This window comes from Actinosynnema pretiosum (genome assembly GCF_024171695.1).
GTDB lineage: Bacteria > Actinomycetota > Actinomycetes > Mycobacteriales > Pseudonocardiaceae > Actinosynnema > Actinosynnema pretiosum.
Genome location: NZ_JAMTCF010000024.1, coordinates 102,688 through 123,523 on the forward strand (window position 1 = coordinate 102,688; position 20,836 = coordinate 123,523).

General features: G+C 74.1%; 25 protein-coding genes and 1 pseudogene. 17 read left to right on the forward strand and 9 right to left on the reverse strand.

The genetic code is table 11. From position 1 onward, the window contains the following. Nucleotides 1-100 precede the first annotated feature (100 nt). On the forward strand, nucleotides 101-1,831 hold the full coding sequence (locus tag LV78_RS35625) for a choice-of-anchor A family protein (protein WP_253850511.1): 1,731 nt from the start codon (nucleotides 101-103) through the stop codon (nucleotides 1,829-1,831). A gap of 133 nt (nucleotides 1,832-1,964) precedes the next feature. Here the strand turns inward: LV78_RS35625 and LV78_RS35630 are convergent, their stop codons facing one another. Beyond that, nucleotides 1,965-3,401: an MFS transporter gene (locus LV78_RS35630; RefSeq protein WP_308208793.1), complete on the reverse strand. Its 1,437-nt coding sequence runs from the start codon at nucleotides 3,399-3,401 to the stop codon at nucleotides 1,965-1,967. Between the two features lie 97 nt (nucleotides 3,402-3,498). On the opposite strand from LV78_RS35630, the gene LV78_RS35635 reads away from it, so the two are divergent. Beyond that, on the forward strand, nucleotides 3,499-4,245 hold the full coding sequence (locus LV78_RS35635) for a TetR/AcrR family transcriptional regulator (protein WP_253850512.1): 747 nt from the start codon (nucleotides 3,499-3,501) through the stop codon (nucleotides 4,243-4,245). A 22-nt stretch (nucleotides 4,246-4,267) separates the two neighbouring features. Here the strand turns inward: LV78_RS35635 and LV78_RS35640 are convergent, their stop codons facing one another. Beyond that, complete coding sequence (locus tag LV78_RS35640) at nucleotides 4,268-4,723, reverse strand: molybdopterin-binding protein (protein WP_253850513.1); 456 nt, start codon at nucleotides 4,721-4,723, stop codon at nucleotides 4,268-4,270. Between the two features lie 87 nt (nucleotides 4,724-4,810). Between LV78_RS35640 and LV78_RS35645 the strand changes: the two genes are divergently transcribed. The 5 genes from LV78_RS35645 (at nucleotide 4,811) to LV78_RS35670 (ending at nucleotide 8,673) form a co-directional block, all read left to right on the forward strand. Continuing rightward, entirely contained in the window at nucleotides 4,811-5,209 is a 399-nt protein-coding gene (locus LV78_RS35645) for a TOBE domain-containing protein (protein WP_253850514.1), read from the forward strand. 5 nt (nucleotides 5,210-5,214) lie between these two features. Next, nucleotides 5,215-6,009 carry a molybdate ABC transporter substrate-binding protein gene (modA, locus tag LV78_RS35650; protein ID WP_253850515.1) on the forward strand — a complete coding sequence of 265 codons (795 nt, stop codon included), beginning with the start codon at nucleotides 5,215-5,217 and terminating at the stop codon, nucleotides 6,007-6,009. Then, the gene (gene modB / locus LV78_RS35655; protein WP_253850516.1) at nucleotides 6,006-6,785 is read left to right on the forward strand and encodes a molybdate ABC transporter permease subunit; all 780 of its coding nucleotides are present in this window, start codon (nucleotides 6,006-6,008) and stop codon (nucleotides 6,783-6,785) included. Before modA ends, modB begins: the two co-directional genes overlap by 4 nt. Further along, nucleotides 6,782-7,816 carry an ABC transporter ATP-binding protein gene (locus tag LV78_RS41295; RefSeq protein WP_301307961.1) on the forward strand — a complete coding sequence of 345 codons (1,035 nt, stop codon included), beginning with the start codon at nucleotides 6,782-6,784 and terminating at the stop codon, nucleotides 7,814-7,816. The genes modB and LV78_RS41295 overlap by 4 nt, the downstream gene beginning before the upstream one ends. 155 nt (nucleotides 7,817-7,971) lie before the next feature. After that, nucleotides 7,972-8,673 (forward strand): sigma 54 modulation/S30EA ribosomal C-terminal domain-containing protein, encoded by a 702-nt coding sequence (locus tag LV78_RS35670; protein ID WP_253850517.1) that lies wholly within the window; start codon nucleotides 7,972-7,974, stop codon nucleotides 8,671-8,673. A 175-nt stretch (nucleotides 8,674-8,848) separates the two neighbouring features. Here LV78_RS35670 and LV78_RS35675 read toward each other — a convergent pair whose 3' ends face one another. Next, complete coding sequence (locus LV78_RS35675) at nucleotides 8,849-9,697, reverse strand: spermidine synthase (protein ID WP_253850518.1); 849 nt, start codon at nucleotides 9,695-9,697, stop codon at nucleotides 8,849-8,851. 51 nt (nucleotides 9,698-9,748) lie between these two features. Next, the gene (locus LV78_RS35680; protein WP_253850519.1) at nucleotides 9,749-10,210 is read right to left on the reverse strand and encodes a hypothetical protein; all 462 of its coding nucleotides are present in this window, start codon (nucleotides 10,208-10,210) and stop codon (nucleotides 9,749-9,751) included. Between the two features lie 171 nt (nucleotides 10,211-10,381). Between LV78_RS35680 and LV78_RS35685 the strand changes: the two genes are divergently transcribed. Then, on the forward strand, nucleotides 10,382-11,221 hold the full coding sequence (locus tag LV78_RS35685) for a helix-turn-helix domain-containing protein (protein ID WP_253850520.1): 840 nt from the start codon (nucleotides 10,382-10,384) through the stop codon (nucleotides 11,219-11,221). After that, a complete protein-coding gene (locus LV78_RS35690; RefSeq protein WP_253850521.1) occupies nucleotides 11,218-11,385 on the forward strand; it encodes a DUF397 domain-containing protein in 168 nt (55 codons plus the stop codon). Before LV78_RS35685 ends, LV78_RS35690 begins: the two co-directional genes overlap by 4 nt. A gap of 7 nt (nucleotides 11,386-11,392) precedes the next feature. On the opposite strand, the gene LV78_RS35695 is transcribed toward LV78_RS35690, so the two are convergent. Together LV78_RS35695 and LV78_RS35700 are read right to left on the reverse strand one after the other, a co-directional pair. Next, entirely contained in the window at nucleotides 11,393-11,824 is a 432-nt protein-coding gene (locus tag LV78_RS35695) for a DUF6228 family protein (protein WP_253850522.1), read from the reverse strand. Then, entirely contained in the window at nucleotides 11,824-12,258 is a 435-nt protein-coding gene (locus LV78_RS35700; RefSeq protein ID WP_253850523.1) for a hypothetical protein, read from the reverse strand. Before LV78_RS35700 ends, LV78_RS35695 begins: the two co-directional genes overlap by 1 nt. Before the next feature lie 96 nt (nucleotides 12,259-12,354). Here LV78_RS35700 and LV78_RS35705 point away from each other — a divergent pair, with 96 nt between their 5' ends. From LV78_RS35705 to LV78_RS35725, 5 genes are all read left to right on the forward strand, one after another. Beyond that, on the forward strand, nucleotides 12,355-13,260 hold the full coding sequence (locus LV78_RS35705; RefSeq protein ID WP_253850524.1) for an ABC transporter ATP-binding protein: 906 nt from the start codon (nucleotides 12,355-12,357) through the stop codon (nucleotides 13,258-13,260). Then, entirely contained in the window at nucleotides 13,257-13,988 is a 732-nt protein-coding gene (locus tag LV78_RS35710; protein WP_253850525.1) for an ABC transporter permease, read from the forward strand. Before LV78_RS35705 ends, LV78_RS35710 begins: the two co-directional genes overlap by 4 nt. A gap of 9 nt (nucleotides 13,989-13,997) precedes the next feature. Then, nucleotides 13,998-15,083 carry a sensor histidine kinase gene (locus LV78_RS35715; protein ID WP_253850526.1) on the forward strand — a complete coding sequence of 362 codons (1,086 nt, stop codon included), beginning with the start codon at nucleotides 13,998-14,000 and terminating at the stop codon, nucleotides 15,081-15,083. Continuing rightward, on the forward strand, nucleotides 15,080-15,685 hold the full coding sequence (locus LV78_RS35720) for a response regulator (protein ID WP_253850527.1): 606 nt from the start codon (nucleotides 15,080-15,082) through the stop codon (nucleotides 15,683-15,685). Before LV78_RS35715 ends, LV78_RS35720 begins: the two co-directional genes overlap by 4 nt. 272 nt (nucleotides 15,686-15,957) lie before the next feature. Then, nucleotides 15,958-16,269, forward strand: a complete 312-nt coding sequence (locus tag LV78_RS35725) for a hypothetical protein (protein WP_253850528.1) — start codon at nucleotides 15,958-15,960, stop codon at nucleotides 16,267-16,269. Between the two features lie 82 nt (nucleotides 16,270-16,351). Here the strand turns inward: LV78_RS35725 and LV78_RS35730 are convergent, their stop codons facing one another. Next, a complete protein-coding gene (locus tag LV78_RS35730; RefSeq protein ID WP_253850529.1) occupies nucleotides 16,352-16,786 on the reverse strand; it encodes a universal stress protein in 435 nt (144 codons plus the stop codon). A 46-nt stretch (nucleotides 16,787-16,832) separates the two neighbouring features. After that, complete coding sequence (locus LV78_RS35735; protein ID WP_253850530.1) at nucleotides 16,833-17,657, reverse strand: universal stress protein; 825 nt, start codon at nucleotides 17,655-17,657, stop codon at nucleotides 16,833-16,835. A gap of 116 nt (nucleotides 17,658-17,773) precedes the next feature. On the opposite strand from LV78_RS35735, the gene LV78_RS35740 reads away from it, so the two are divergent. The 3 genes from LV78_RS35740 (at nucleotide 17,774) to LV78_RS35750 (ending at nucleotide 20,028) form a co-directional block, all read left to right on the forward strand. Then, nucleotides 17,774-18,454: a winged helix-turn-helix domain-containing protein gene (locus LV78_RS35740; protein WP_253850531.1), complete on the forward strand. Its 681-nt coding sequence runs from the start codon at nucleotides 17,774-17,776 to the stop codon at nucleotides 18,452-18,454. Between the two features lie 165 nt (nucleotides 18,455-18,619). Beyond that, a complete protein-coding gene (locus tag LV78_RS35745) occupies nucleotides 18,620-19,051 on the forward strand; it encodes an SRPBCC family protein (protein ID WP_253850532.1) in 432 nt (143 codons plus the stop codon). A 74-nt stretch (nucleotides 19,052-19,125) separates the two neighbouring features. After that, a complete protein-coding gene (locus LV78_RS35750; protein WP_253850533.1) occupies nucleotides 19,126-20,028 on the forward strand; it encodes an NAD(P)H-binding protein in 903 nt (300 codons plus the stop codon). Nucleotides 20,029-20,581: 553 nt separating this feature from the next. Here LV78_RS35750 and LV78_RS35755 read toward each other — a convergent pair. Beyond that, nucleotides 20,582-20,836: pseudogene (locus LV78_RS35755) on the reverse strand (IS701 family transposase); the annotation flags it as partial.

The following is a 20,836-nucleotide window of genomic DNA, read 5'->3' on the forward strand; positions in this document are numbered from 1 at the left end:
CGGAAAAAACTTCACCCGATCGTGTATAGCGCTACGCTATTCGGGTGAGCGCGCTCACCCATTCGGGTGCAAACGGGTTGCTGTGCCGCACTATCGGTTCATGCGTTTGAGTCGACTCTCGGTAGTTGCGGGCATTGCCACCGGTCTGGTTGTCACGACGGCCACCGTCGTCCTGGCCAGCGCCCAGGCCAGCCCCTCCCCCGCCACGGGCCCCGGCCCGTGCGTCGGCGCCGAGTGCCCGGCCCAGCACGCGCCGGTCCGGGGCAACACCGGGCAGTTCGACGGGCGCGACGAGGCGGTCAACGTCTTCGTCGGCAAGTCGTTCACCGTGTCCGGCAACGCGGCCGAGGCCGAGGGCCGCCTCGTCGTCGGGGGGACGTTCACCCTGGCGAAGGACGGCGCCGGCGTCGGCTACAACGTCGGGACCGTGGGCGCGGGCTCGCAGGTGCCGCCGCCCGCGAACTCGGACTTCCTGGTCACCGGCGGGGACCTGACCATCGCGCCCGGCCAGGAGCTGCGCGCCGACGGCGGTGTCGTGCGGTACGCGGGCACCAAGACCGGCGTGGTCAGCAGCACCGGCGCCGCCGTGCAGGACGACAACGCCTTCGCGCCCTACGCGGGCATCAGCGAGGCGCTGCGCAGGGACAGCGCCTGCTACTCCGCGCTCCCCGCCACCGGGACGGTCACCCGCGACGACCTCGCCACCACCTTCACCGGCGACGGCGTCTCCGCGCTCCAGGTCTTCACCCTCGCGGGCGACATCACCGGGGCCGACGGCTCGATGCAGGGCATCGAGTTCGCGAACATCCCGGACGGCGCGACCGTGCTGGTCAACGCCACCGGCTCCGCGCCCCGCATCACCAGCTGGTCCGGCACGCACCACAACCGCGACGGCGTCGACCGCATCGGCCAGCGGCTGCTGTGGAACTTCCCGAACGCCACCACCGTCACCCTGAACGGCCGCTCCGAGTTCCAGGGCAGCGTCGTCATCCCGCGCGCGGACAGCACCGCCAAGGTGAGCACCCCCGGCTTCAGCGGCCGGTTCTTCACGGCGGGCTCGCTGGAGCACGGCGGCAACGGCAACTACGACGGCAACGAGTTCCACGCCTACCCGTTCACCGGCACGATCCCCACCTGCGGCACCGGCACGACGCCGCCGAGCACCACCACGACCGCGCCGAGCAGCAGCACGAGCACCACCACCCCGAGCAGCAGCACGACCACGACGGCCCCGACCACCACCACCGCGCCGTCCACCAGCACGACCACGGTCTCCACCACCACCGTCGAGACCAGCACCACCACCACGGCGCCGAGCACCACGACCACCGCGCCCAGCACCACCACGACCGTCGAGACCACCACCACGACGCCGTGCGAGGAGACCACCCCGGAGACCAGCACCACCACCACGGTCCCGACCACGACGACGGTCCCCACCACGACGACCGCGCCGAGCACGAGCACCACGACCAGCACCACCACGAGCACGACCACGCCGGAGACCACCACCCCGAGGTCGGTCACGACCACGACCGACGAGTCCACGACGACCACCGCGCCGTCGACCACCTCCTCGTCGACGACCTCCGCCACGACCAGCGAGTCCACGACGACCTCCGCGACGACGTCGACCGGCGCCGAGACGTCGAGCACCACCGCCACGAGCCCGAGCACCTCGGAGAACCCGGTCGTCCCGGTCGCCGCCAAGACCTCCGGTGGCGCGGGCCTGGCCCACACCGGTTCCCCGGCCGGGGTCGCGCTGGGCATCGGCGCGCTCCTGCTGATCGGTGGCGCGGCCCTGTTCGCGGTGACCCGCCGCAAGGCCTGATGACCGCCCGACCGGCTCAACGCCCGAACGGGGCCCGCGCGAGCAGCGCGGGCCCCGTTCGCGTGCGCGGGGGTGCGTCACGCCTTCCGGGGCGTCGGCGGTCGTCGCCCGCCCCGTGCGCGGGCGGGGGTGGTCAGGCCCGCGCGGCGCGGGAGCGGCGCAGGCCCCAGCCGACCAGGGCCGCCGCCAGGGCGGTCAGGACCAGGGCCGCGGTGGTGACGGCCAGGTGGAAGTGGGCGGTCTGGGCGGGCGTCCAGCCCGGCGCGGTCAGGTCGGCGCCGAACAGCAGCGCCAGCGACGTCCCGACCACCGCCAGCCCCACCGCCGAGGTGACCTCGCTGGCCGTGTCGGTGAGGGCCGCGCCGATCGTGGTGCGGTTCTCGGGCAGGCCGCGCAGCACGTTCATGGCGGCGACGACGCCGACCACGCGCAGCCCCAGCGCGACCAGCACGAGCGCGAGCGCCACCCAGGGGTAGCCGAGGCGCCCGAGCAGGGCGTACTCGGCCAGTCCGGCGACGACCGCCGCCGCGCCCAGCCACGCGGCGCGGTCGAAGCCCAGCCTGCTCAGCAGCGGCTGCACGAACGCGCCCCCGGCGAGCAGGACCACGACCTGCGGCAGGGTGCCCAGCGCGGCCTGCGCGGGCGACCATCCCCAGTCGAGCTGGAGCTGGAGGGCCACCAGGTAGCCGAGGCCCGCCGTGGCCATGCCCGCCGCCGCCTTGTAGGCGAGGCCGCTCGCCACCAGCGGGCGGGCCAGCAGGGCCGGGTCGAGCAGCGGGTGGGCGGCGGTGCGCTGGCGGTGGGCGAAGCCGAGCGCGGCGGCGACGGCGGCGAGCCCGGTCGCCCACGGGGTCCACCCGCCCGCGTCCACGGCCAGGGTCGGCGTCACCAGGGCGAGCACGACGGTCGCCGTGCCCAGCAGCGCGCCGAGGACGTCCACGGGGGCGCGGTGCAGCTCGGCCGGGTCGTCGGGCGCGATGCCCACCCGGACGCCGAGCAGCGCGAGCAGCGCGATCGGGGCGTTGACCAGCAGCAGGGCCTGCCAGGGCGCGACCGCGATGGCGAGGCCGCCCAGGGTCGGGCCGATCGCGAGGCCGACCAGGCCGACGGTGGAGATGAGCGTGGTGGCGCGCACGCGCAGCGCGTCGTCGCGGAACAGCCGGAAGGCCAGCGCCATCGAGCCGGGGGTGGTCATGGCGGCGGCGACGCCGAGGACGGCGCGGACGGCGATGAGCTGCCAGGCGCTGGTGACCAGGGCGGTGGCGAGGCTGGCGGTGGCGAGCAGGGTCAGGCCGGTGAGCATGAGCCTGCGGCGGCCGAAGCGGTCGGCGAGCGCGCCGAAGGCGAGCATCAGGCCGCCGAAGACGACCGCGTAGGCGGCGGTGACCCACTGCAGCTCGGTGGTGGTGGCGGCCAGCTCGCGGCCGATGGTGGGCAGGGCGACGGTCAGGACCGAGTTGTCGAGCATCTCGAACAGGAACACGGCGGACAGGCCGGCGAGGGCGATCCAGGCCTGGCGCAACGAGGTGGGAGCGGGGGCGGTGGCTGGGGCGTGCAGTTCAGCGGTCACGAACACTGTTCTACGCTCGAACACCGTTCGCGACAAGATGAACGGTGTTCAAAGTAACCTGGAACACTGTTCGCCAGGGGGAACTAGACTCGTCCCCGTGCCGACACCGCAGCAGCGCCGCGCCGCCCGCAACCAGCTCGCGGGCGGCGCCGCCGAGCCAGGGCGCGAGGCGCCGCGCAAGGCGCCGATCACCGTGGACGCGATCGTGGACACCGCGTTCGGCATCGTCGAGCGCGAGGGCTACGAGGCGCTGACCATGCGCCGGGTGGCCGCCGCGCTGGGCACGGGCGCGTCCTCGCTGTACGCGCACGTGGTCAACAAGGAGGACCTGGACGAGCTGCTGATCGGCCGCCTGTGCGCGCGGGTCGAGCTGCCCGAGCCGGACCCGGCCGCGTGGCGGGCGCAGCTGACCGCCGTGTGCGCCGCGCTGCGGGACGAGTACCTGCGCTACCCCGGCATCTCCCGCGCCGCGCTCGCCGCCGCGCCGTCCAACCTGGACACGCTGCGGGTGAGCGAGGGGCTGCTCGCGATCGCGCTCGCGGGCGGGGTCGCGCCGCAGGCCGCCGCGTGGGCGGTCGACGCGCTGACCCTGTACGTCAACGCCTACAGCCTGGAGCGCTCGCTGGCCGCGCGCCGGGCCGCCGGGGGCGAGGAGTGGGTGATCAGCCGGGAGGAGATGGCCCGGCGGTTCGCGGCGCTGCCGGACTCGTTCCCGACGTCCAAGCGGCACGCCGCCGAGCTGACCGCCGGGACCGGGCACGACCGGTTCGACTTCACCCTCGCGCTGATGCTCGACGGGCTGGAGCGCGACCGGGCGGGAACCGGGCGGAGCGACCCCGACTAGGCCGGAAGTGTGACGAGCGCCATCACGGCGTCGCGGGGCGGGGAACCGGGAGCGCGCCGACCCGCGACACGGTCAGCACGCACACGTCCCGCACGTACCGGCTGGACCGCGCGTCCCCCGGCAGCACGAGCGTCGGCAGGTCGAGCAGCCGCCCGTTGTAGCGGGTGGCGAGCAGCGCCGCGCACGCGCCGAACTCCGGGTCGAACTCGGCCCAGGACAGCACCACGCCGTACCCGTCCGCCGAGCGCACGGACACCACGAAGTTGAGCCGGTCGACCTTGCCACCAGCGGCTTCGCGCAGTTCGACGCGGGCCAGCAGCTCGCACAGCGGCACGCCCTGCACGTGGTGCACCTCGCGCGCCCGCTCGGTCGAGTAGCGGACGTTGAACGGCTCGCGGGCGTGCGCGTGCAGGTCGGCGGTGGCGAAGGCCCACTCCCGCCCGACGTCCCCGGTCACCCGCACCACACCCGGCAGCACACCTCGCACCATAGGGGTTGCCGCGCTTCCGCAGAAGCCGCCAACAGGCTGTCAATCACCCGTTTCTGCGGTATTACACTCCGCACCGTGCCGAATTTGCGGATTAGCGAAGCAGCCGCCCTGCTCGGGGTGAGCGACGACACCGTGCGCCGGTGGATCGACCAGGGACGGCTGTCCTCGGTCCAGCTCGACAGCGGGCGCATGGGCGTCGAGGGCGCCGAGCTGGCCGCGTTCGCGCAGCGCGCCGCCGAGAACCCCGAGGCGGGCGGGGCCATCACGACCTCGGCCCGCAACCGGATGCGCGGCATCGTCACCCGCGTCGTCAAGGACGGCGTCATGGCGCAGGTGGAGATGCAGGCGGGCCCGTTCCGCGTGGTGTCGCTGATGAGCAGCGACTCCGCCGAGGAGCTGGGCCTGGAGGTCGGGTCGGTGGCCGTGGCCTCCATCAAGTCGACCCACGTCGTCGTCGAGATCCCGGAGGTCTGAGCCCCGTGAGAACCCGTCCCCGCCTGCGCGTCCTGTCCGCCCTGTCCGCCGCCGCGCTCGCGCTGACCGGCTGCACCCCGTCGGACGCCCCGGCGCCCGCCGAGTCCGGTTCGGCCGCCACCCCGCTCGGCGAGGTCACCGTCTTCGCCGCCGCCTCGCTGAACGAGACGTTCACCCGGCTGGGCAAGGACTTCGAGGCCGCCAACCCCGGCTCGAAGGTCACCTTCAACTTCGGCGGCAGCTCGGGCCTTGCCCAGCAGCTGAACCAGGGCGCGCCCGCCGACCTGTTCGCGTCGGCGGCCCCGGCGAACATGAAGCAGGTCACCGACACTGGCCTGGTGACCGACACGCCCACCACGTTCGTGCGCAACCGGCTGCAGATCGCCGTGCCCAAGGGCAACCCGGGGAAGATCACCGGGCTGGCGGACTTCGGCAAGGAGGACCTGAAGATCGCCCTGTGCGCCGAGCAGGTGCCGTGCGGGGCCGCGTCCAAGAAGGTGTTCGAGGCGGCGGCCGTCACGCCGAAGGCCGACACGCTGGAGCAGGACGTCAAGGCCGTGCTGACCAAGGTGCGCCTCGGCGAGGTCGACGCCGCGCTGGTCTACCGCACGGACGTCCAGGCGGCGGGCGCGGACGTCGAGGGCATCGCGTTCGCCGAGGCCGACGAGGCGGTCAACGACTACCCCATCGCCGTGCTGGCCAAGGCGCCCAACCCCGCGGGCGGCAAGGCGTTCCAGGACTACGTGCTCTCCGAGAGCGGCAAGAAGGTCCTGTCCGCCGCGGGCTTCGACGCGCCGTGACGCGCCGACCGCCGCTGGTCCTGCTGCTGCCCGCGGCGGTGGGCGTGGCCTTCCTGCTGGTCCCGCTGCTCGGGATGCTGCTGCGCACCCCGTGGGACCGGCTCGGCGAGCTGCTGTCGGCGCCCCTGGTCGGGCAGGCGCTGCGGCTGTCGCTGCTGTGCGCGTCGCTCGCGACGCTGGTGTGCCTGCTGCTGGGGGTGCCGCTGGCGTGGCTGCTGGCCCGCACGCGCCTCCCCGGCAGGGGCGTGCTGCGCGCGCTGGTGACCGTGCCGATGGTGCTGCCGCCGGTCGTCGGCGGTGTGGCGCTGCTGTACGTGCTGGGCCGCCGGGGGCTGGTCGGGCAGTACCTGGACGCCTGGTTCGGGGTGTCGCTGCCGTTCACCACGGCGGGCGTGGTGGTCGCCGAGGCGTTCGTGGCCATACCGTTCCTGGTGGTGTCGGTGGAGGGCGCGCTGCGCGGCGCGGACCCCCGCTACGAGGAGGCGGCGGCCACGCTCGGGGCGTCCCGGTGGACGGTGTTCCGCCGGGTCACCCTGCCGTCGGTGCTGCCCGGCGTGGTGGCGGGCGCGGTGCTGTGCTGGGCGCGGGCGCTGGGCGAGTTCGGGGCGACGATCACGTTCGCGGGCAACTTCCCCGGCAGGACCGCGACCATGCCGCTGTCGGTCTACCTGGCGCTGGAGACCGACCCGGACGCGGCGATCGTGCTGAGCGTGCTGCTGCTGGTGGTGTCGGTGGGCCTGCTGGCCGCCCTGCGGGAGCGGTGGATCACCGCATGACGCTGGACGCGCGGCTGGTGGTCAGCCGGGGGAGCTTCGAGCTGGACGTGGCGCTGCGGATCGAGCGCGGCGAGGTCGTGGCGCTGCTCGGGCCCAACGGGGCGGGCAAGTCGACGGCGCTGCGCGCGCTGGCCGGGCTGGTGCCGCTGACCGGCGGGCACGTGCGGGTCGACGGCGACGAGTGGGCCGGGTTGCCGGTGGAGCGGCGGCCGGTCGGGGTGGTGTTCCAGGACTACCTGCTGTTCCGGCACATGTCGGCGCTGGAGAACGTGGCGTTCGGGTTGCGCTCGCGAGGGGTGCGCAAGGCCGAGGCGCGGGCGACGGCGCTGGGCTGGCTGGAGCGGGTCGGGCTCGGCGAGCACGCGGGGTCCCGGCCGGGCGCGCTGTCCGGCGGGCAGGCGCAGCGGGTCGCGCTGGCGCGGGCGCTGGCGACCTCGCCGGGGCTGCTGCTGCTGGACGAGCCGATGGCGGCCATGGACGCCGGGACGCGGCTGCGGGTGCGCGCGGACCTGGGCGGGCACCTGGCCGGGTTCCGGGGGCGGACGCTGCTGGTGACGCACGACCCGCTGGACGCGATGGTGCTGGCCGACCGGCTGGTGGTGCTGGAGGGCGGCCGGGTCGTGCAGGAGGGAAGGCCGGAGGAGGTGGCGGCCCGGCCGCGCACGGAGTACGTGGCGGCGCTGGTGGGGTTGAACCTGCTCAGGGGGACGGCGCGCGGCGAGGCGGTCGAGCTGGACGGCGGCGGGGTGGTGGTGACCGGCGAGGAGCTGCGCGGCGAGGTGTTCGTGGCGTTCGCGCCGGGGTCGGTGGGGCTGTACGGGGAGCGGCCGGAGGACGGGCCGCGCAACGCCTGGCCGGTGCGGGTGGTCGGGCTGGAGCAGCAGGGGCACTCGACGCGGGTGCGGTTGGACGGGGTCGTGCCGCTGGTGGCGGAGGTGACGGCGTCGGTGGTGGCGTCGCTGCGGCTGCGGCCGGGCGACGGGCTGTGGGCGGCGGTGTCGGCCGCGGAGGTCGTCGCGTACCCGGTGTGAGGGGTCGCGCTTCGCGTCGCCGCAGGCGGCGCGGGGACCGTTCGCCGTGGTCGGGAGGCCTTCGCCCGACCGGTAAGGGACTTTGGTCCCTGGTACCCCCGTGAGCGCTCACTAGCCTCGGAAACGGCTTCCGGGGTGGTGAGGGAGGGGTGCGGGTGAGCGCGCTGGCGGTGCGGGCGTCCGGTGGCGTCGAGGAGCGGGTCTCGGCCGAGGTGGCGGAGTTCCTCGGCGGTGTTCCCGGCTCCGAGGTGCGGGTGCGGCTGACCCCGCTCGACGGCGGGACCGCGCTGCTCCAGGCCAACGCGCGGGTGCGCGGGCACCGGATCAGGGCGCAGGTCGCGGCTCCCCTCGCGGACGCGACGGCGCTGCTGCGCGAGCGCGTGGCGGACCAGGTGTCCCGGTTGGACTCGCCGGGCGCGCACCGCGCGTGGCCGGGACCGGACCGGGCGCCGGTGGTGGCCGGGCGCGCCGGGGCGCGGCGGGTGGCGCGGCGCAAGCGGGTGCGGACCGCGCTGTGCGCGCCGGACGCGGCAGCGCTGGTCATGGACCTGATGGACTACGACTTCCACCTGTTCGCGGACTCGGAGACCGGGCAGGACAGCGTGCTCTACCGGGTGGGGCCGACCGGGTACCGGTTGGCGCGCATGGAGGACACCGCGCCGCCCGCGCTGCCGGTGGTGGTGCCGCTGACGACGAACGTGCACCCGGTGCCGGAGCTGACCGAGGACCAGGCGGTGCGGCTCCTGGACGAGACCGAGCTGCCGTTCCGGTTCTTCCGGCAGGCCGGGACCCGGAGCGGGGCGGTGCTGTACCGGCGGTGGGACGGCGACTACGGGCTTTTGGCGGCCGACTCGTAGCCCCCTAGAACTCCCTGCGGAACCAGCGCTCCGCAGGGCCCCGCGTGGCGAAGCCGCGCGAGACCACCAACCGGTCAACCTGAACTCCCTGCGGAACCAGCGCTCCGCAGGGCCCTAACGTGAAAGATGCCCGCCCGAGCCCCGCCCCACCTGGCCGGCCTCGTGACACCCCCGGTCAGCTCACCCCGGTCCGCCAGCGCGGCACCGGGGTGATGCTGTCCTCGGGGATGTCCGTCCCGAGCGGTTCGGCGGTGCCCTTGAACTCGGCGAGCTTGGCCGCCGACAGGCAGAACACCTTGTTCCCCCCGGCTTCGGCCCACTCCGCCAGTTCGCGGTGCGGCAGCGCGCGGTCCGAGGCGATGAGGACCGCGTTGCCCGCCTTCCTCCCCAGCAGGAGTCCGGGTTCGGCGAGCAGCGCCACGTGCGGGAACACCTCGGTCAGCGACGCCACCGCCCGCAGCGCGAGCCCGAGGTCGGCCGCCGACCACATGTTGCCCAGGTACAGCCCGCCCGGCCGCAGCACCCTGGCGATCTCGCGCAGGAACGGCGTGGCGGCGAGGTCGAGCGCGATCGTGCCGACCCGCGCGACGTCCATGACCACCACGTCGGCCGCGTCGTCCGCCGTGCCCCTGATCCCGGCCTCGCCGTCCTCGACCCGCACCCGCAGCCCCGGCACGGCGTCGAGCGCCAGGTGCTCCCGGACCAGCTCGACCAGCGGCCCGTCCAGCTCGTAGACCTCCTGCGCGGAACCGGGCCTGGTGTGCGCGAGGTACCGCGAGATGGTGAACCCGCCGCCGCCGACCTGGAGCGCGGACACCGGGTCGCCCTCGGGCCAGTGCAGGTCGAGCACGCGCGCGACCCAGCGGGTGTAGGGGAGGTGCAGGTAGCCGGGGTCGTCCAGGTCCACGCAGGACTGGAGCACCCCGTCGACCATGAGCAGCCACCCGCGCTCCCGGTAGGGCGCGGGCGCGAGCTGCGCCGTCCCGAACCGAACCGGCCGCTCGACGCCCTGACGCTGTTCCACGCGCGCCACCCTAGACGGCCGCCGGTCCGCGCCGGTCCGGAACGGTCGCGGTCACGAACGGCGGGGCAGCGCCGCCTCCGCCTCGCCCAGCACCTGGTTGAGCCGCGCCACCGCCTCGTCGACGTCGAGCGCCGCGCTCTCGAAGGCGCGCACGGCGGCGTCCGCCGCCTCGGCCTTGGCGCTCGCCTCGGCGACGGCCGCGCGCAGCGACGCGGCGACCTCGTCCGGCGCGTGCGCGGCCAGCTCCAGCGCCCGCTCCGAGGCGCGCGCGGCCCGCAGCCCGGCGTCGTCGCCCCGCGCGCACCCGTCGTTCTCGGCCACCCACCGGTCCAGTCCGGCCAGCGCCTCGGGGAGCTGGTCGCGCAGCGCCTCCACCTGCGCCCGCCCCAGGTCGACCTCGCACTGCGTGCCACCGGCCTCCAGCACCAGGCAGGCCGCCTCCTCGTTCCGCCGCGCCCACAGCCTGACCGACCCGCTCGCGCCGAGGTCGATGCTCACCGAGTTCCCGCTCATCACCCGTCTCCGTCCGCGCACCGCGCGGGGTCTACCGTGTGCCCCACGCCACACGGCCATGCTAGGCATAATGCCGAGCTTTATGTCAGCCACCGAGCCGACTCGAACGGGTGATCTCGGAATAGGCCGAACGAGCCGAGATCATGAAGAGCGAGTGATCGGAGGACCCCCGTGCGCCCCACCGTGCGCAGCCGCCGCCTGGGCGCCCGCCTCGGCGACCACCGGCAGCAGAACGGCCTGTCCGGCACCGAGCTGGCCGCCCGGCTCGGCATCCACCAGGCCACCTGGTCGAAGATCGAGACCGGGAAGACGAAGGTCTCCCCCGCCCTGCTGACCCGCGCGGCGGAGGTGCTCGGCATCCCCGCCGAGGCGACCGCCCAGCTCCAGGAGCTGCACCGCAGGGCCGACGAACCCGGCTGGTGGCAGGACTACGGCGACATCCTGTCCGAGGCCGTGCAGATGCTGATCGAGCTGGAGGCCGACGCGTCCTGGATCCGCACCTACGAGGGCCAGGTCATCCCCGGCCTTCTCCAGACCCGCGAGTACGCCGAGCGCGTCATCACGGCGGTCTCGCCGCACATCCGCGTCTCGGACATCGACCGCTACCTGGAGCTGCGGATGAAGCGCCAGAAGCAGCTCAGCGAGGACCTGCGCCTGACCGCCGTGGTCAGCGAGGCCGCCATCCGCCAGCGGGTCGGCGGTCCCGCCGTCCTGCGCGCGCAGCTCCAGCACATCGCCCGCACGGTCCGGGAGCACGACGTCACGGTGCAGGTCGTCCCGTTCACGGCCGACGCGCACGCCGCGCTCGGCGACTCGTTCGTGATCATCCAGTGGCCCGACGAAGCCGACCCCGAGGCCGTCTACGCTGACGGTGTGACCTCCTGGACGGTGCACGAGCGCAGCGGGATCATCCGCAGCTACCTGCACGCGTTCAGCTCGGTGCAGGGCCAAGCCCTGTCACCCAGGGAGTCACTGGACCTCATCAACGACGTGATCAAGGAACTGGGATGACCTGGCGCAAGAGCAGCTACAGCACGGGCACCGGCAACTGCGTCGAGATCGCCCTGACCGCGCACACCACGCACGTCCGCGACAGCAAGAACCCCCACGCGGGCGCGATCGCCATCCCCGCACCCGCCTGGGCGGAGTTCCTCCGCGCCACCAAGGCCCGCTGACCTCGGCTCAGCCCGCCAACACCTCCCGCACGTCCTCCGCCAACCCCCGCATCCCCTCCCCCGGCTCCACGGCCACCACCACCGAGGCCCGCCACCCCGTACCGGGCCCGCGCCAGGGCGCGACCTCCCAGCGCAGCGCGACCGCGCCCCGCCCGTCGTGCGTCGCCGTCAGCAGCAGGTCGCGGTCCAGGCTCTCCCAGCGCCGCTCGCCCTCCCACCCCGCGAACGACTCCGCCAGCCCGGCGAGGAAGTCCGGCAGGGAGGGGCCGTCGCGGTTCACCGCCACCGCCTCCGGCAGCAGCGCCGTCATGCCCTCCGCGCGCAACCGCACCGCCACCTTCGGCAGCGGGTGCTCCGGGTCCGCCCCTCCGGGGTTCCACAGCAGCACCGCGCCCAGGTCCACCACCGGCCCGACGGCGCCACTCTCCGGCCGCCCCACTAGCGCTCCCCGTGCTCCGCGTGCTCGGCGTCCTGCGCGTGCTCGGCATCCTCCGCGTCCACGTCCTCCGCGTCCGCGAAGTCCGTCACCCCGGTCACCACGAACCCGCTGAAGTCCACCCCGACCCCCAGCTCGCCCCAGCCCTCCACCGCGCACTCCCCGAACCGCACCACCATCGAGTCCGGCGGGTTCAGGGTGATCGACGGCTCGCTGAACGCGTCCGACCCCAGGTGCTCCTCGGCCGCGCTCCGCGCGGCGGCCACCACACCGTCCACATCGGACACGATGGCGGCCAGGAACTCCTCGTCCACATCGGACTCGGACTCGTCGTCGGTGAACACCACGTACACCGGCACCCCGGAGATCTCACTCTCCCAGCAGCGGATCCAGTCCGGGGTGTCCTCGGTGCGGGTGAACCCCTCCAGCACGGACAAGGCCTGCCTCCTCGCGGCGAACCCATGACGGATGTCATGGACCGGTCGTGACGCGCGGCCCGCGTCCGGGGCGACCGGGGAGCACAAGCTTGCACCATGACAACGACAACTGCTCCGGCGGCGGTCTCGCTGCGCGGGGTCCACAAGTCGCGCGGGGCGGTCCGGGCGGTGGCCGGGGTCGGCCTCGTCATCGCGCCCGGCGAGATCGTGGCGCTGCTCGGGCCGAACGGCGCGGGCAAGTCGACCGCCGTCGACGTCCTGCTCGGGCTCACCGCCCCGGACGCCGGGGAGGTCCGGCTCTTCGGGCGCACGCCCCGCCAGGCCGTCGTGGCCGGGCTGGTCGGCGCGGTGCTCCAGGACGGGGTGCTGCTGGAGGGCGCCACGGTCGCCGAGGTGGTCGGCCTGGTCGCCGCGCTGCACCGGAACCCGCTGCCGGTCGCCGAGGCGCTGGCCCGCGCGGGCGCCGACGACATCGCCCGCCGCCGCTCCACCGAGCTGTCCGGCGGCCAGCGCAAGCGCGCCCTGCTCGCCGCCGCCCTCGTCCCCGACCCGGACCTGCTGGTGCTCGACGAGCCCACCGCCGCGCTGGACGTCCAGTCCCGCCACCGGTTCTGGGCCACCACCCGCGAGCACACCGCGCGCGGTCGCACCGTCCTGTTCGCCACCCACCACCTGGAGGAGGCGCAGGAGTTCGCCGACCGGGTCGTGCTCCTCGACTCCGGGAAGGTCATCGCCGACGGGACGGTCGCGCGGATCAGGACGGCCGTGTCCGGTCGGGTGATCTCCGCCGCCCTGCCCGGCGCCGACCTCGCCCCGCTGCGCGCGCTGCCCGGCGTGCGCGCGGTCCAGGCGCGCGGGGACCGGGTCCTGCTGGAGTGCGCCGACTCGGACACCGCGCTGCGCGCCCTGCTCGCCGCCCACCCGAACGCCCACGACGTCGAGGTCACCGCGCTGGGCCTGGAAGCGGCCTTCCTCGCGCTGACCGGACAGGAGGACCGGTGAACACGCGATTCCTCGTGCTGGAACTGCTCCGCGCCACCCGCACCCGCCGCTACCTGGTGGCCACCATGCCGCTGCCGTCCCTGATGCTCCTGGTGCTGCCGGACGTCTACGGGCTGACCGACGCCACCCTGGGCGGCGTGCCGGTGGCGACCTCGCTGATGCTCAACATGGCCATGTTCGGCATCATCTCCGCCCCCGTGACCACCGGCGCGAGCATCGCCGTCGAGCGCGCCTCCGGGTGGCAGCGGCAGCTGCGGCTGACCCCGCTCACCGGCGCGGGCTACGTGGTCGGCAAGGGCGTGGTCGGGATGCTGCTGGCCCTGCCGCCGCTGGTGCTGCTCGGGCTGGTCGGGGCGTTCGCGCAGGGCGTCGACCTGACCGCAGGGCAGTGGGTGGTCTCGCTCGGCGCGGTGTGGCTGACCGGGGTGCCGTTCGTGCTGCTGGGGATCGTGCTCGGCCTGACCGTCAAGCCGGACGCGATGCAGGCGGTCACCGGGCTGGCGTCGCTGGCGCTGAGCGTGGCGGGCGGCGTGCTGATCCCGGTGGAGCTGGCCCCGGACTGGTTGCGCCGGATCGTGCTGACCCTGCCGATGCACTGGGGCAAGCAGCTCGCGCTCTCGCCCGTCGTGCAGGACGTCGAGGTCGGGCGGGCGCTGTTCGTGCTGGGCGTGTGGGTGGTCGGTCTCGGCTTGATCGCCGCCCGCCGGTTCCGCGCGGCCGAGGCGTAGGTTCACACCGTGCACCGCTCCGAGCGCGCCGTCCGCCGCTGGCTGCTGATCGGTCTCGCGTTCGCCGCCTGGTTCGTCCCCACCCTGGTCGCCGACCTGCTGGAAGCCGACCTGACCCGCGGGGAGCGCGTGGCGGCGGTGGCGCTGGTCGTCGGGTACGGGGTCGCGCTGCCCGCGCCGCTGCTGGCGCGCCGCCGCCTCACCGAGGGGCGGCAGGCGCTGCTGGTCGGCGTGCTGGTGGCCTGGGGCCTGCTCGTGATCGCGGTGACCGGCCTGGACTCGGCCGCGCTGCTGGTCCACGTGCTCGGCACCGCCTCGTTCGTGCTGCCCGCCAGGCTCGCGCTGACCATGAACGGGACGGCCGCCGCCGCGCTGGTCGCCGGGCTGCTGTGGCGGGCGGCCGGGTCCGGGCAGCCGGTGCACCTGGTGGCGGCGCTGGGCTCGCTGGTGGTGGGGTTCGCCGCCGTGGTCCGGCTGGTGCGCACCAGGCGGGAGCTGGCGCGGGCGCGGGTGGAGATCGCCGCGCTGGCCGCCGCCGAGGAGCGGCACCGGCTGGGGCGGGACCTGCACGACATCCTCGGGCACAGCCTCACCACGGTCACCGTGAAGGCGGGCCTGGCCCGGCGGTTGCTGGAGCGCGGCGAGGTCGAGCGGGCGCTCGGCGAGGTCGGTGAGCTGGAGTCGCTGGCCAGGCAGGCGCTCGGGGACGTGCGGGCGACGGTCGGCGGGTACCGGGAGGTGGCGCTGGCCGGTGAGCTGGTGGCCGCGCGGTCGGCGCTGCGGGCAGCAGGGATCGAGGCGGACCTGCCGAGCGCGGTGGACAACGTGGCGCCCGAGCTGCAGGGGGTGTTCGGGTACGTGCTGCGGGAGGCGGTGACGAACGTGCTGCGGCACTCGGCGGCGACGTCCTGCTCGGTGCGGCTCGGCGACCGGTGGATCGAGGTCGTGGACGACGGGCGCGGCGCGGGAGCGGGGCAGCCGGGGAGCGGGCTGGTCGGGTTGCGGGAGCGGGTGGCCGAGGCCGGTGGCGCGCTGGAGGCGGGTCCGGTCGAGGGCGGGTACCGGGTGCGGGCGGAAGTCGGGGGTGCGGAGTGATCAGGGTGCTGCTGGCGGACGACCAGGCGCTGGTGCGCGGGGCGTTCGCGGCGATGCTGGGGCTGGAGTCGGACATCGAGGTGGTCGCCTCGGTCGGCTCGGGGGACGAGGTGCTGGCGGAGGCGCTGCGGACGTCGCCGGACGTGGCGCTGCTGGACGTGCAGATGCCCGGCCTCGACGGGTTGGCGGCGGCGGAGCTGCTGCGCGAGCGGGCGCCCGGCTGCCGGGTGATCGTGTGCACGACCTTCGGCCGCCCCGGCTACCTGGCGCGGGCGATGGCGGCGGGCGCGGCCGGGTTCGTGGTGAAGGACGCCTCGCCGGAGCAGCTGGTGGACGCGGTGCGGCGGGTGCACGCGGGGCTGAAGGTGGTCGACCCCGACCTGGCGGCGGAGTCGCTGGCGCAGGGCCGCAGCCCGCTGACCGACCGGGAGCGGGACGTGCTGGCGCTGGCCCGCGACGGCGGCACGGTCGCCGACCTGGCGAAGGGCGTGGGCCTGTCGGAGGGGACGGTGCGCAACCACCTGTCGGCGGCGATCGGGAAGACCGGGGCGCGCACGCGGGCCGAGGCGGTCCGGATCGCCGAGGAGAGCGGCTGGTTGTAGCCGGGAGGGCGGGCGGTCGCGGCCGGGAAGACCACCCGCTGACGGCTGCCCGCTGCCCACAGGCCGCCGCCACTGCCCACAGGCCGCCGCCCACTTCCCACAGGCCGCCGCCCACTTCCCACTGGCCGCTGGCCGCTGCCCACTTGCCGCTGCCCACAGGCCGCAACCGTGCGGTCGGCCCACCGGGAAGGACCCGCAGGCGCGGGGACCTTCGCCTCTCCACCCCACCCACCGGCGCGCCGAGAATCGACTCCTGGACACCGGGAGGAACCATGACCACCCGCGCGCACACCGCGGTCAGCGCGACCCGCTACCTGGACGCGGTGCTCGACACGTTACGCGGCGCCGGGGTCGACGTGCTGACCCTGGCCGTGGACATCAGGCCGTGCTCGCCGGTCCGGGCCGAGCTGGTCACGGACGCGGGCCCGCTGCACTGGAGCGAGGACCGGGGCTGGAGCGCGGGAAGCCGCGCGCTCGGGCCGGTGGCGCACCCCGGCGAGGTCGCCCGCCTGGTGCTGCGCTGCTCAGCGGAACACCCGCACAAGTTCACCCGCAAGAACAAGCAGAACCACTCGTCAGACTGACGCCAGCGAGGACCGCTGCCCCCCGACGGGGACCGCTGACCCCGACGGGAACCGCTGACGCCGATGGGGACCGGGGACGTCGTCACGCGTGCGCGGGCTCGCGCTCACGCAGCACGACCACCGGGCACTCCGCGTGGTGCACGCAGTACGAGCTGACCGACCCGGTGAGCGCCTCCCGCAGCAGCCCACGCCCCCGGCTGCCGACCACCAGCAGGTCCGCGTCCCTCGACGCCTCCACCAGCACCCGGCCCGGCTCGCCCTCCATGAACACCTTGTTCACGTCGAACTGCGCCACCATCGCCTCCAGCAACCGCATGTAGCCCTCGCGGGTGGTCTCCGGGTCGATCGCGAGCGCCTCCGCGCCGCTGACCGGCCCGAGCACCATGCCGGGGTCCATCTGCCACACGATGACCGCGTCGACCGAGCACCCCCGCTGCCCGGCCTCCTCGACCGCCCACCGCAGCGCGTCCGCGCTGGCGGGCGAACCGTCCACCCCGACCACGATCCTGTTGCCCATAGCGACCCCTTTCCTCAGCGCGTCCCGGCGCCGCGCGGGCGGCGGGTCAGCGCGACGCCCCGACCGGCCGGACCACGGCCAGCGGGCAGGGCGAGTGGTGGACCAGCGCCCGGCTGGTCGAGCCGAGCAGCATCCCCGAGCCCACGACCTCGCGACCTCGGCTGCCGACAACCAGGAGACGCGCCCTGGCCGCGTGCCGCAACAGGGCGCGAACGGGCCGGTCGTGCTCCACGACCCGCTCGACGGTGACCGAGGGGTACCCGCTGCTCCACCCGGCGAGCCGCTCGGCGAGCAGCCGGGAGGCCTCCTCGGCGGCGCGCACCCGGTCCAGCCCGAGCCTGGTCCGGTCGGACAGCAGGTCGCTCCAGGTGTGCACGGCCCGAAGGGTCGCCCCGCGCAGGGCGGCCTCGGCGAACGCGAACGCGAGCGCCCGCTCGCTCGCCGCAGACCCGTCCACGCCGACCACCACCCGTCCGGTGCCGGGTTCGGGGGTGCGGACGACCACGACGGGGCAGGAGGCCCGCTCGGTGACCGCCAGCGCCACGGAAGCGGCCGGTTCGAGTCCGGCGCCGCGCGAGCCGAGCACGAGCATCCTGGCCCGCCGGGAGTGCGCGACCAGCGACTCGACCGCGTCGGCGGGCACCAGCTCGGCGGTCGCGCCGGTCTTGGCGGCGGCCTCGGCCAGCCAGCGCCAGCCGCGCTCGGCGCGGGCCGCGCCCACCCCGACCGGCTCCTTCGACTCGGCCGCCAGCTCGCAGCCGTGCACCAGGCGCAGCGGGACCCGGTGCCGGATCGCCTCCAGGTCAGCCCAGCGGACCGCTTCGAGAGCGGCCTGCGATCCGTCAACCCCCACCACGACCGGTCCGCTCACGGCACCGCTCCCTCCGTCAGGCCAGACGCTACGAGTCGGGGTCCCGCAGGTCTGCGGTCCTTGGCAAGGCGGTGGGCGGGACCTTCGTCCCGAGCCGGGTGGGGGAAGCTTGGCGGGTGGAGTTCTCGGTACTGCTCGTGGAGGACGACGAGCACATCAGGCAGGCGCTCGGGCTGGCGCTGGGCGACGAGGGGTTCGGCGTCACCGACGCCGTGTCCGGCGAGGAGGCGCTGCGCCTGCTCGACCGGCGGGTGTTCGACGTGGTGCTGCTGGACCTGTCGCTGCCGGGGGTGGACGGCCTGGAGGTGTGCCGCGTCCTGCGGGCGCGCGGCGACCTGCCGATCATCATCGTCACGGCCCGCGCCGACACCGCCGACGTCATCGCGGGCCTGGAGGCGGGCGCGGACGACTACGTCACGAAACCCCTGGTGGCGGGCGAGCTGACGGCCAGGATCAGGGCGCTGCTGCGCAGGCGCGGCGGTGGCGGCGAGGAGGCGCTGCGGTTCGGCGACCTGGAGGTGCGCGCGGGCGAGGGCGTGGTGCTCAGGGCGGGCGAGGAGGTCCACCTGACCAGGACCGAGTTCCGCCTGCTGGTCGAACTGGCCTCGGCGGCGGGCCGCGTCGTCACCAGGGAGCAGCTGCTGCAGCGGGTGTGGGGCTACGACTACTTCGGCGACACGCGGCTGCTGGACGTGCACATCCGCAGGCTGCGCCGGAAGGTCGAGCAGAACCCCGACGACCCCGCCCTGGTGCTGACCGTGCGCGGGGCGGGCTACCGCCTGGACCCCGAGCAGTAACCCACCTCACTGACACCCGGAGTGAGAGCCTCCTTCACTTTTATCCACTGTTTGTGACCCCCGGCACACACTAATGGTCGATCGTCAGCCATTCGTTAGGTCAATCCGTGTTCGGTCCCCCCAGGATGGAAGTCGCAAACGTCGCCTAGACCACCTGGACCGCCCTTGACGAGGACCCGTTCCCTCCCCGCCGACGCCGACGCGGTGTTCGACGTGCTGACCGATCTGGAGAACCTGTCCACCTGGCTGCCCTCGGGCGTCGAGGTGGAGCGCTACGACGCGCACGCCGTGCGCCTGTGGCTGCCCGGTGGCGCGGTGGAGCGCCGCCTGGAGATCGACTGGGAGAACCTGAAGGTCGAGTGGGGCAGCGAGGCCACCCCGACCTACAGCGGATCGGTGCGCGTGCTGCGCATGGGTCCCCGGCGCTGCGCCGTGGCGGTGCAGCTGACCGGAGCGACGGGCAGGCACTCCCCCGCCGTGGACGACTGGGTCGAGCGTGCGCTCGACGCGCTGTGCGAGATCTCCCCCGTGGAACACCCCTGCGTGCCCTTCACGCTGGGCCGGAGCGGCTTGACCGCGGCCCGCCAGGCCGTCTGACCGAGTTCCACCGGTAGCCCCCAGGTCGCCGCTCGTCGTGCACCTCACCGCCGAGTGCCCGAGGCTGTAGCCCCATGCGGGTCTTGGTGACCGGTGCATCCGGTTTCGTGGGCGGTCGGCTGTGCGCCGCGCTGGAAGGCGCGGGCCACGAGGTGCGCGCGATGACGAGGCGTCCCGACGACTACCGGGGCGCGGGCGTCCCCGTGGCGGGGGACGTGACCGACGAGCGCGGCCTCATCGAAGCGGCCCGCGACTGCGAGGTGGCCTGCTACCTCGTGCACGGCCTGTCCGACCGCGACTACCGGGAGACCGACGCCCGAGCGGCGAGGTCCTTCGCCCGAGCGTGCGCGGAGGCGGGCGTGCGCCGGATCGTCTACCTGGGCGGCCTGGGCAACGGAGCCCTGTCCGACCACCTGCGCAGCAGGCGCGAGGTGGAGTCGATGCTGACCTGCGCCGGAGTCCCGGTGACAGTCCTGCGCGCCGCCGTGGTCATCGGCCACGGCGGCGCGTCCTGGAAGATGCTCCTGTCCCTGGTGGAGCACGCCCCGCTGATCCTGGCCCCGCCGGAGGCGAGAACCCGCTGCCAACCGATCGCGGTGGCAGACGCGATCCGCTACCTGGTGGGCGCGGTGGAGACCCCGGAAACGGCGGGCAAGACCTACGAGATCGGCGGCCCGGAGGTCCTGGAGTACACCCAGATGCTCCGCAGGATCGCCGCACTGCAAGGCCGCTCAACCCTGGTCCTCCCGCTACCGGTCCACCTGCCGAGGTCGGACTGGCTGAGCGGCCAAGCCCTGGCCGCGCTCTCAGGCGTGAACGCCACCCTGGCCGAAGCCCTGCTGGGCTCCCTGGACACGGAGGTGGTGGTGCACGAGGACAACGGCATCACCAACCTGGTGCCGTTCCAACGAACCCCCTACGACGAGGCCGTCCTCACCGCACTGGGCGAACGCGCAGCAGCAAACCGCACCAAGTGACCACACCCCAGACCGCCAGCGGGCTGCGGGCTCACCGCTTCGCGGGCTGCGGGGCGAGCGCAGCGAGCCCGCAGCACCCCGTTCCGCGCGTCCCTCGTCTCCGTTTGGCCTGGCGCAGCCCGAGCACGCTCGTCAAGATGCCGCCGCACTGCCCGGAAGACCGCACAGTCATCCGGCGTCTTGACGAGTGTGCTTGCCTGAAAGGAGGCCAAACGGAGACGAGGGACCCCGACCACCGCAGTAGTTGTCCGTAAACCGGACCACCAACAAAACGGTCACCAGCCGACAGAGCCCGTCCCCCTCGTTTTTGGAGGCCTGCCCCGCCGGCGAGGCGAGCTCTTCAGCTCTTGACTTTCAGCTCTTCGCTCTTGGCTCTTCCCGCTTGGCCCTTAACACGACAACGACAGGTTGTGATAAGGGTGATGTCGTAATCGGCTTTGCTGCGCCTTGAGCTGACTCGACCGCCGTCTGATCGACCATCCGACTACGTGCTCAACACAATGAACGATCGGTTCGGCAAGTCGGTTGAACAAGCGCCGCACCTCGTTGACAGTCAGAGGAAGCCCTGCCGCCCCCGAGAATCCGGGCCCCCTTTTTTCGCGGCATCCCGCGTGATGACCAGGTAGGCCATGGCCGCCATCGACAACGTGACATGCCGATACCACGCCCGATAACCACGAACCTGGTAGTGGTCGAGCCCTGTCTCGTTCTTCGCGGTCTGGAAGCACTCCTCGACCGCCCACCGCGCCCCCGCGACCCGAACCAACTCCGCGAGCGAAGTCCCCGCCGGACCGAAACACACGTAGTA

Bases quoted from the DNA above. Each gene is read 5' to 3' on its own strand.
- LV78_RS35625 (WP_253850511.1), top strand. From the start codon at position 101: ATGCGTTTGAGTCGACTCTCGGTAGTTGCGGGCATTGCCACCGGTCTG.
- LV78_RS41295 (WP_301307961.1), top strand. From the start codon at position 6,782: ATGACGCTGGACGCGCGGCTGGTGGTCAGCCGGGGGAGCTTCGAGCTG.
- LV78_RS35680 (WP_253850519.1), bottom strand. From the start codon at position 10,210: ATGAGCGGGAACTCGGTGAGCATCGACCTCGGCGCGAGCGGGTCGGTC.
- LV78_RS35690 (WP_253850521.1), top strand. From the start codon at position 11,218: ATGACCTGGCGCAAGAGCAGCTACAGCACGGGCACCGGCAACTGCGTC.
- LV78_RS35705 (WP_253850524.1), top strand. From the start codon at position 12,355: ATGACAACGACAACTGCTCCGGCGGCGGTCTCGCTGCGCGGGGTCCAC.
- LV78_RS35725 (WP_253850528.1), top strand. From the start codon at position 15,958: ATGACCACCCGCGCGCACACCGCGGTCAGCGCGACCCGCTACCTGGAC.
- LV78_RS35730 (WP_253850529.1), bottom strand. From the start codon at position 16,786: ATGGGCAACAGGATCGTGGTCGGGGTGGACGGTTCGCCCGCCAGCGCG.
- LV78_RS35750 (WP_253850533.1), top strand. From the start codon at position 19,126: ATGCGGGTCTTGGTGACCGGTGCATCCGGTTTCGTGGGCGGTCGGCTG.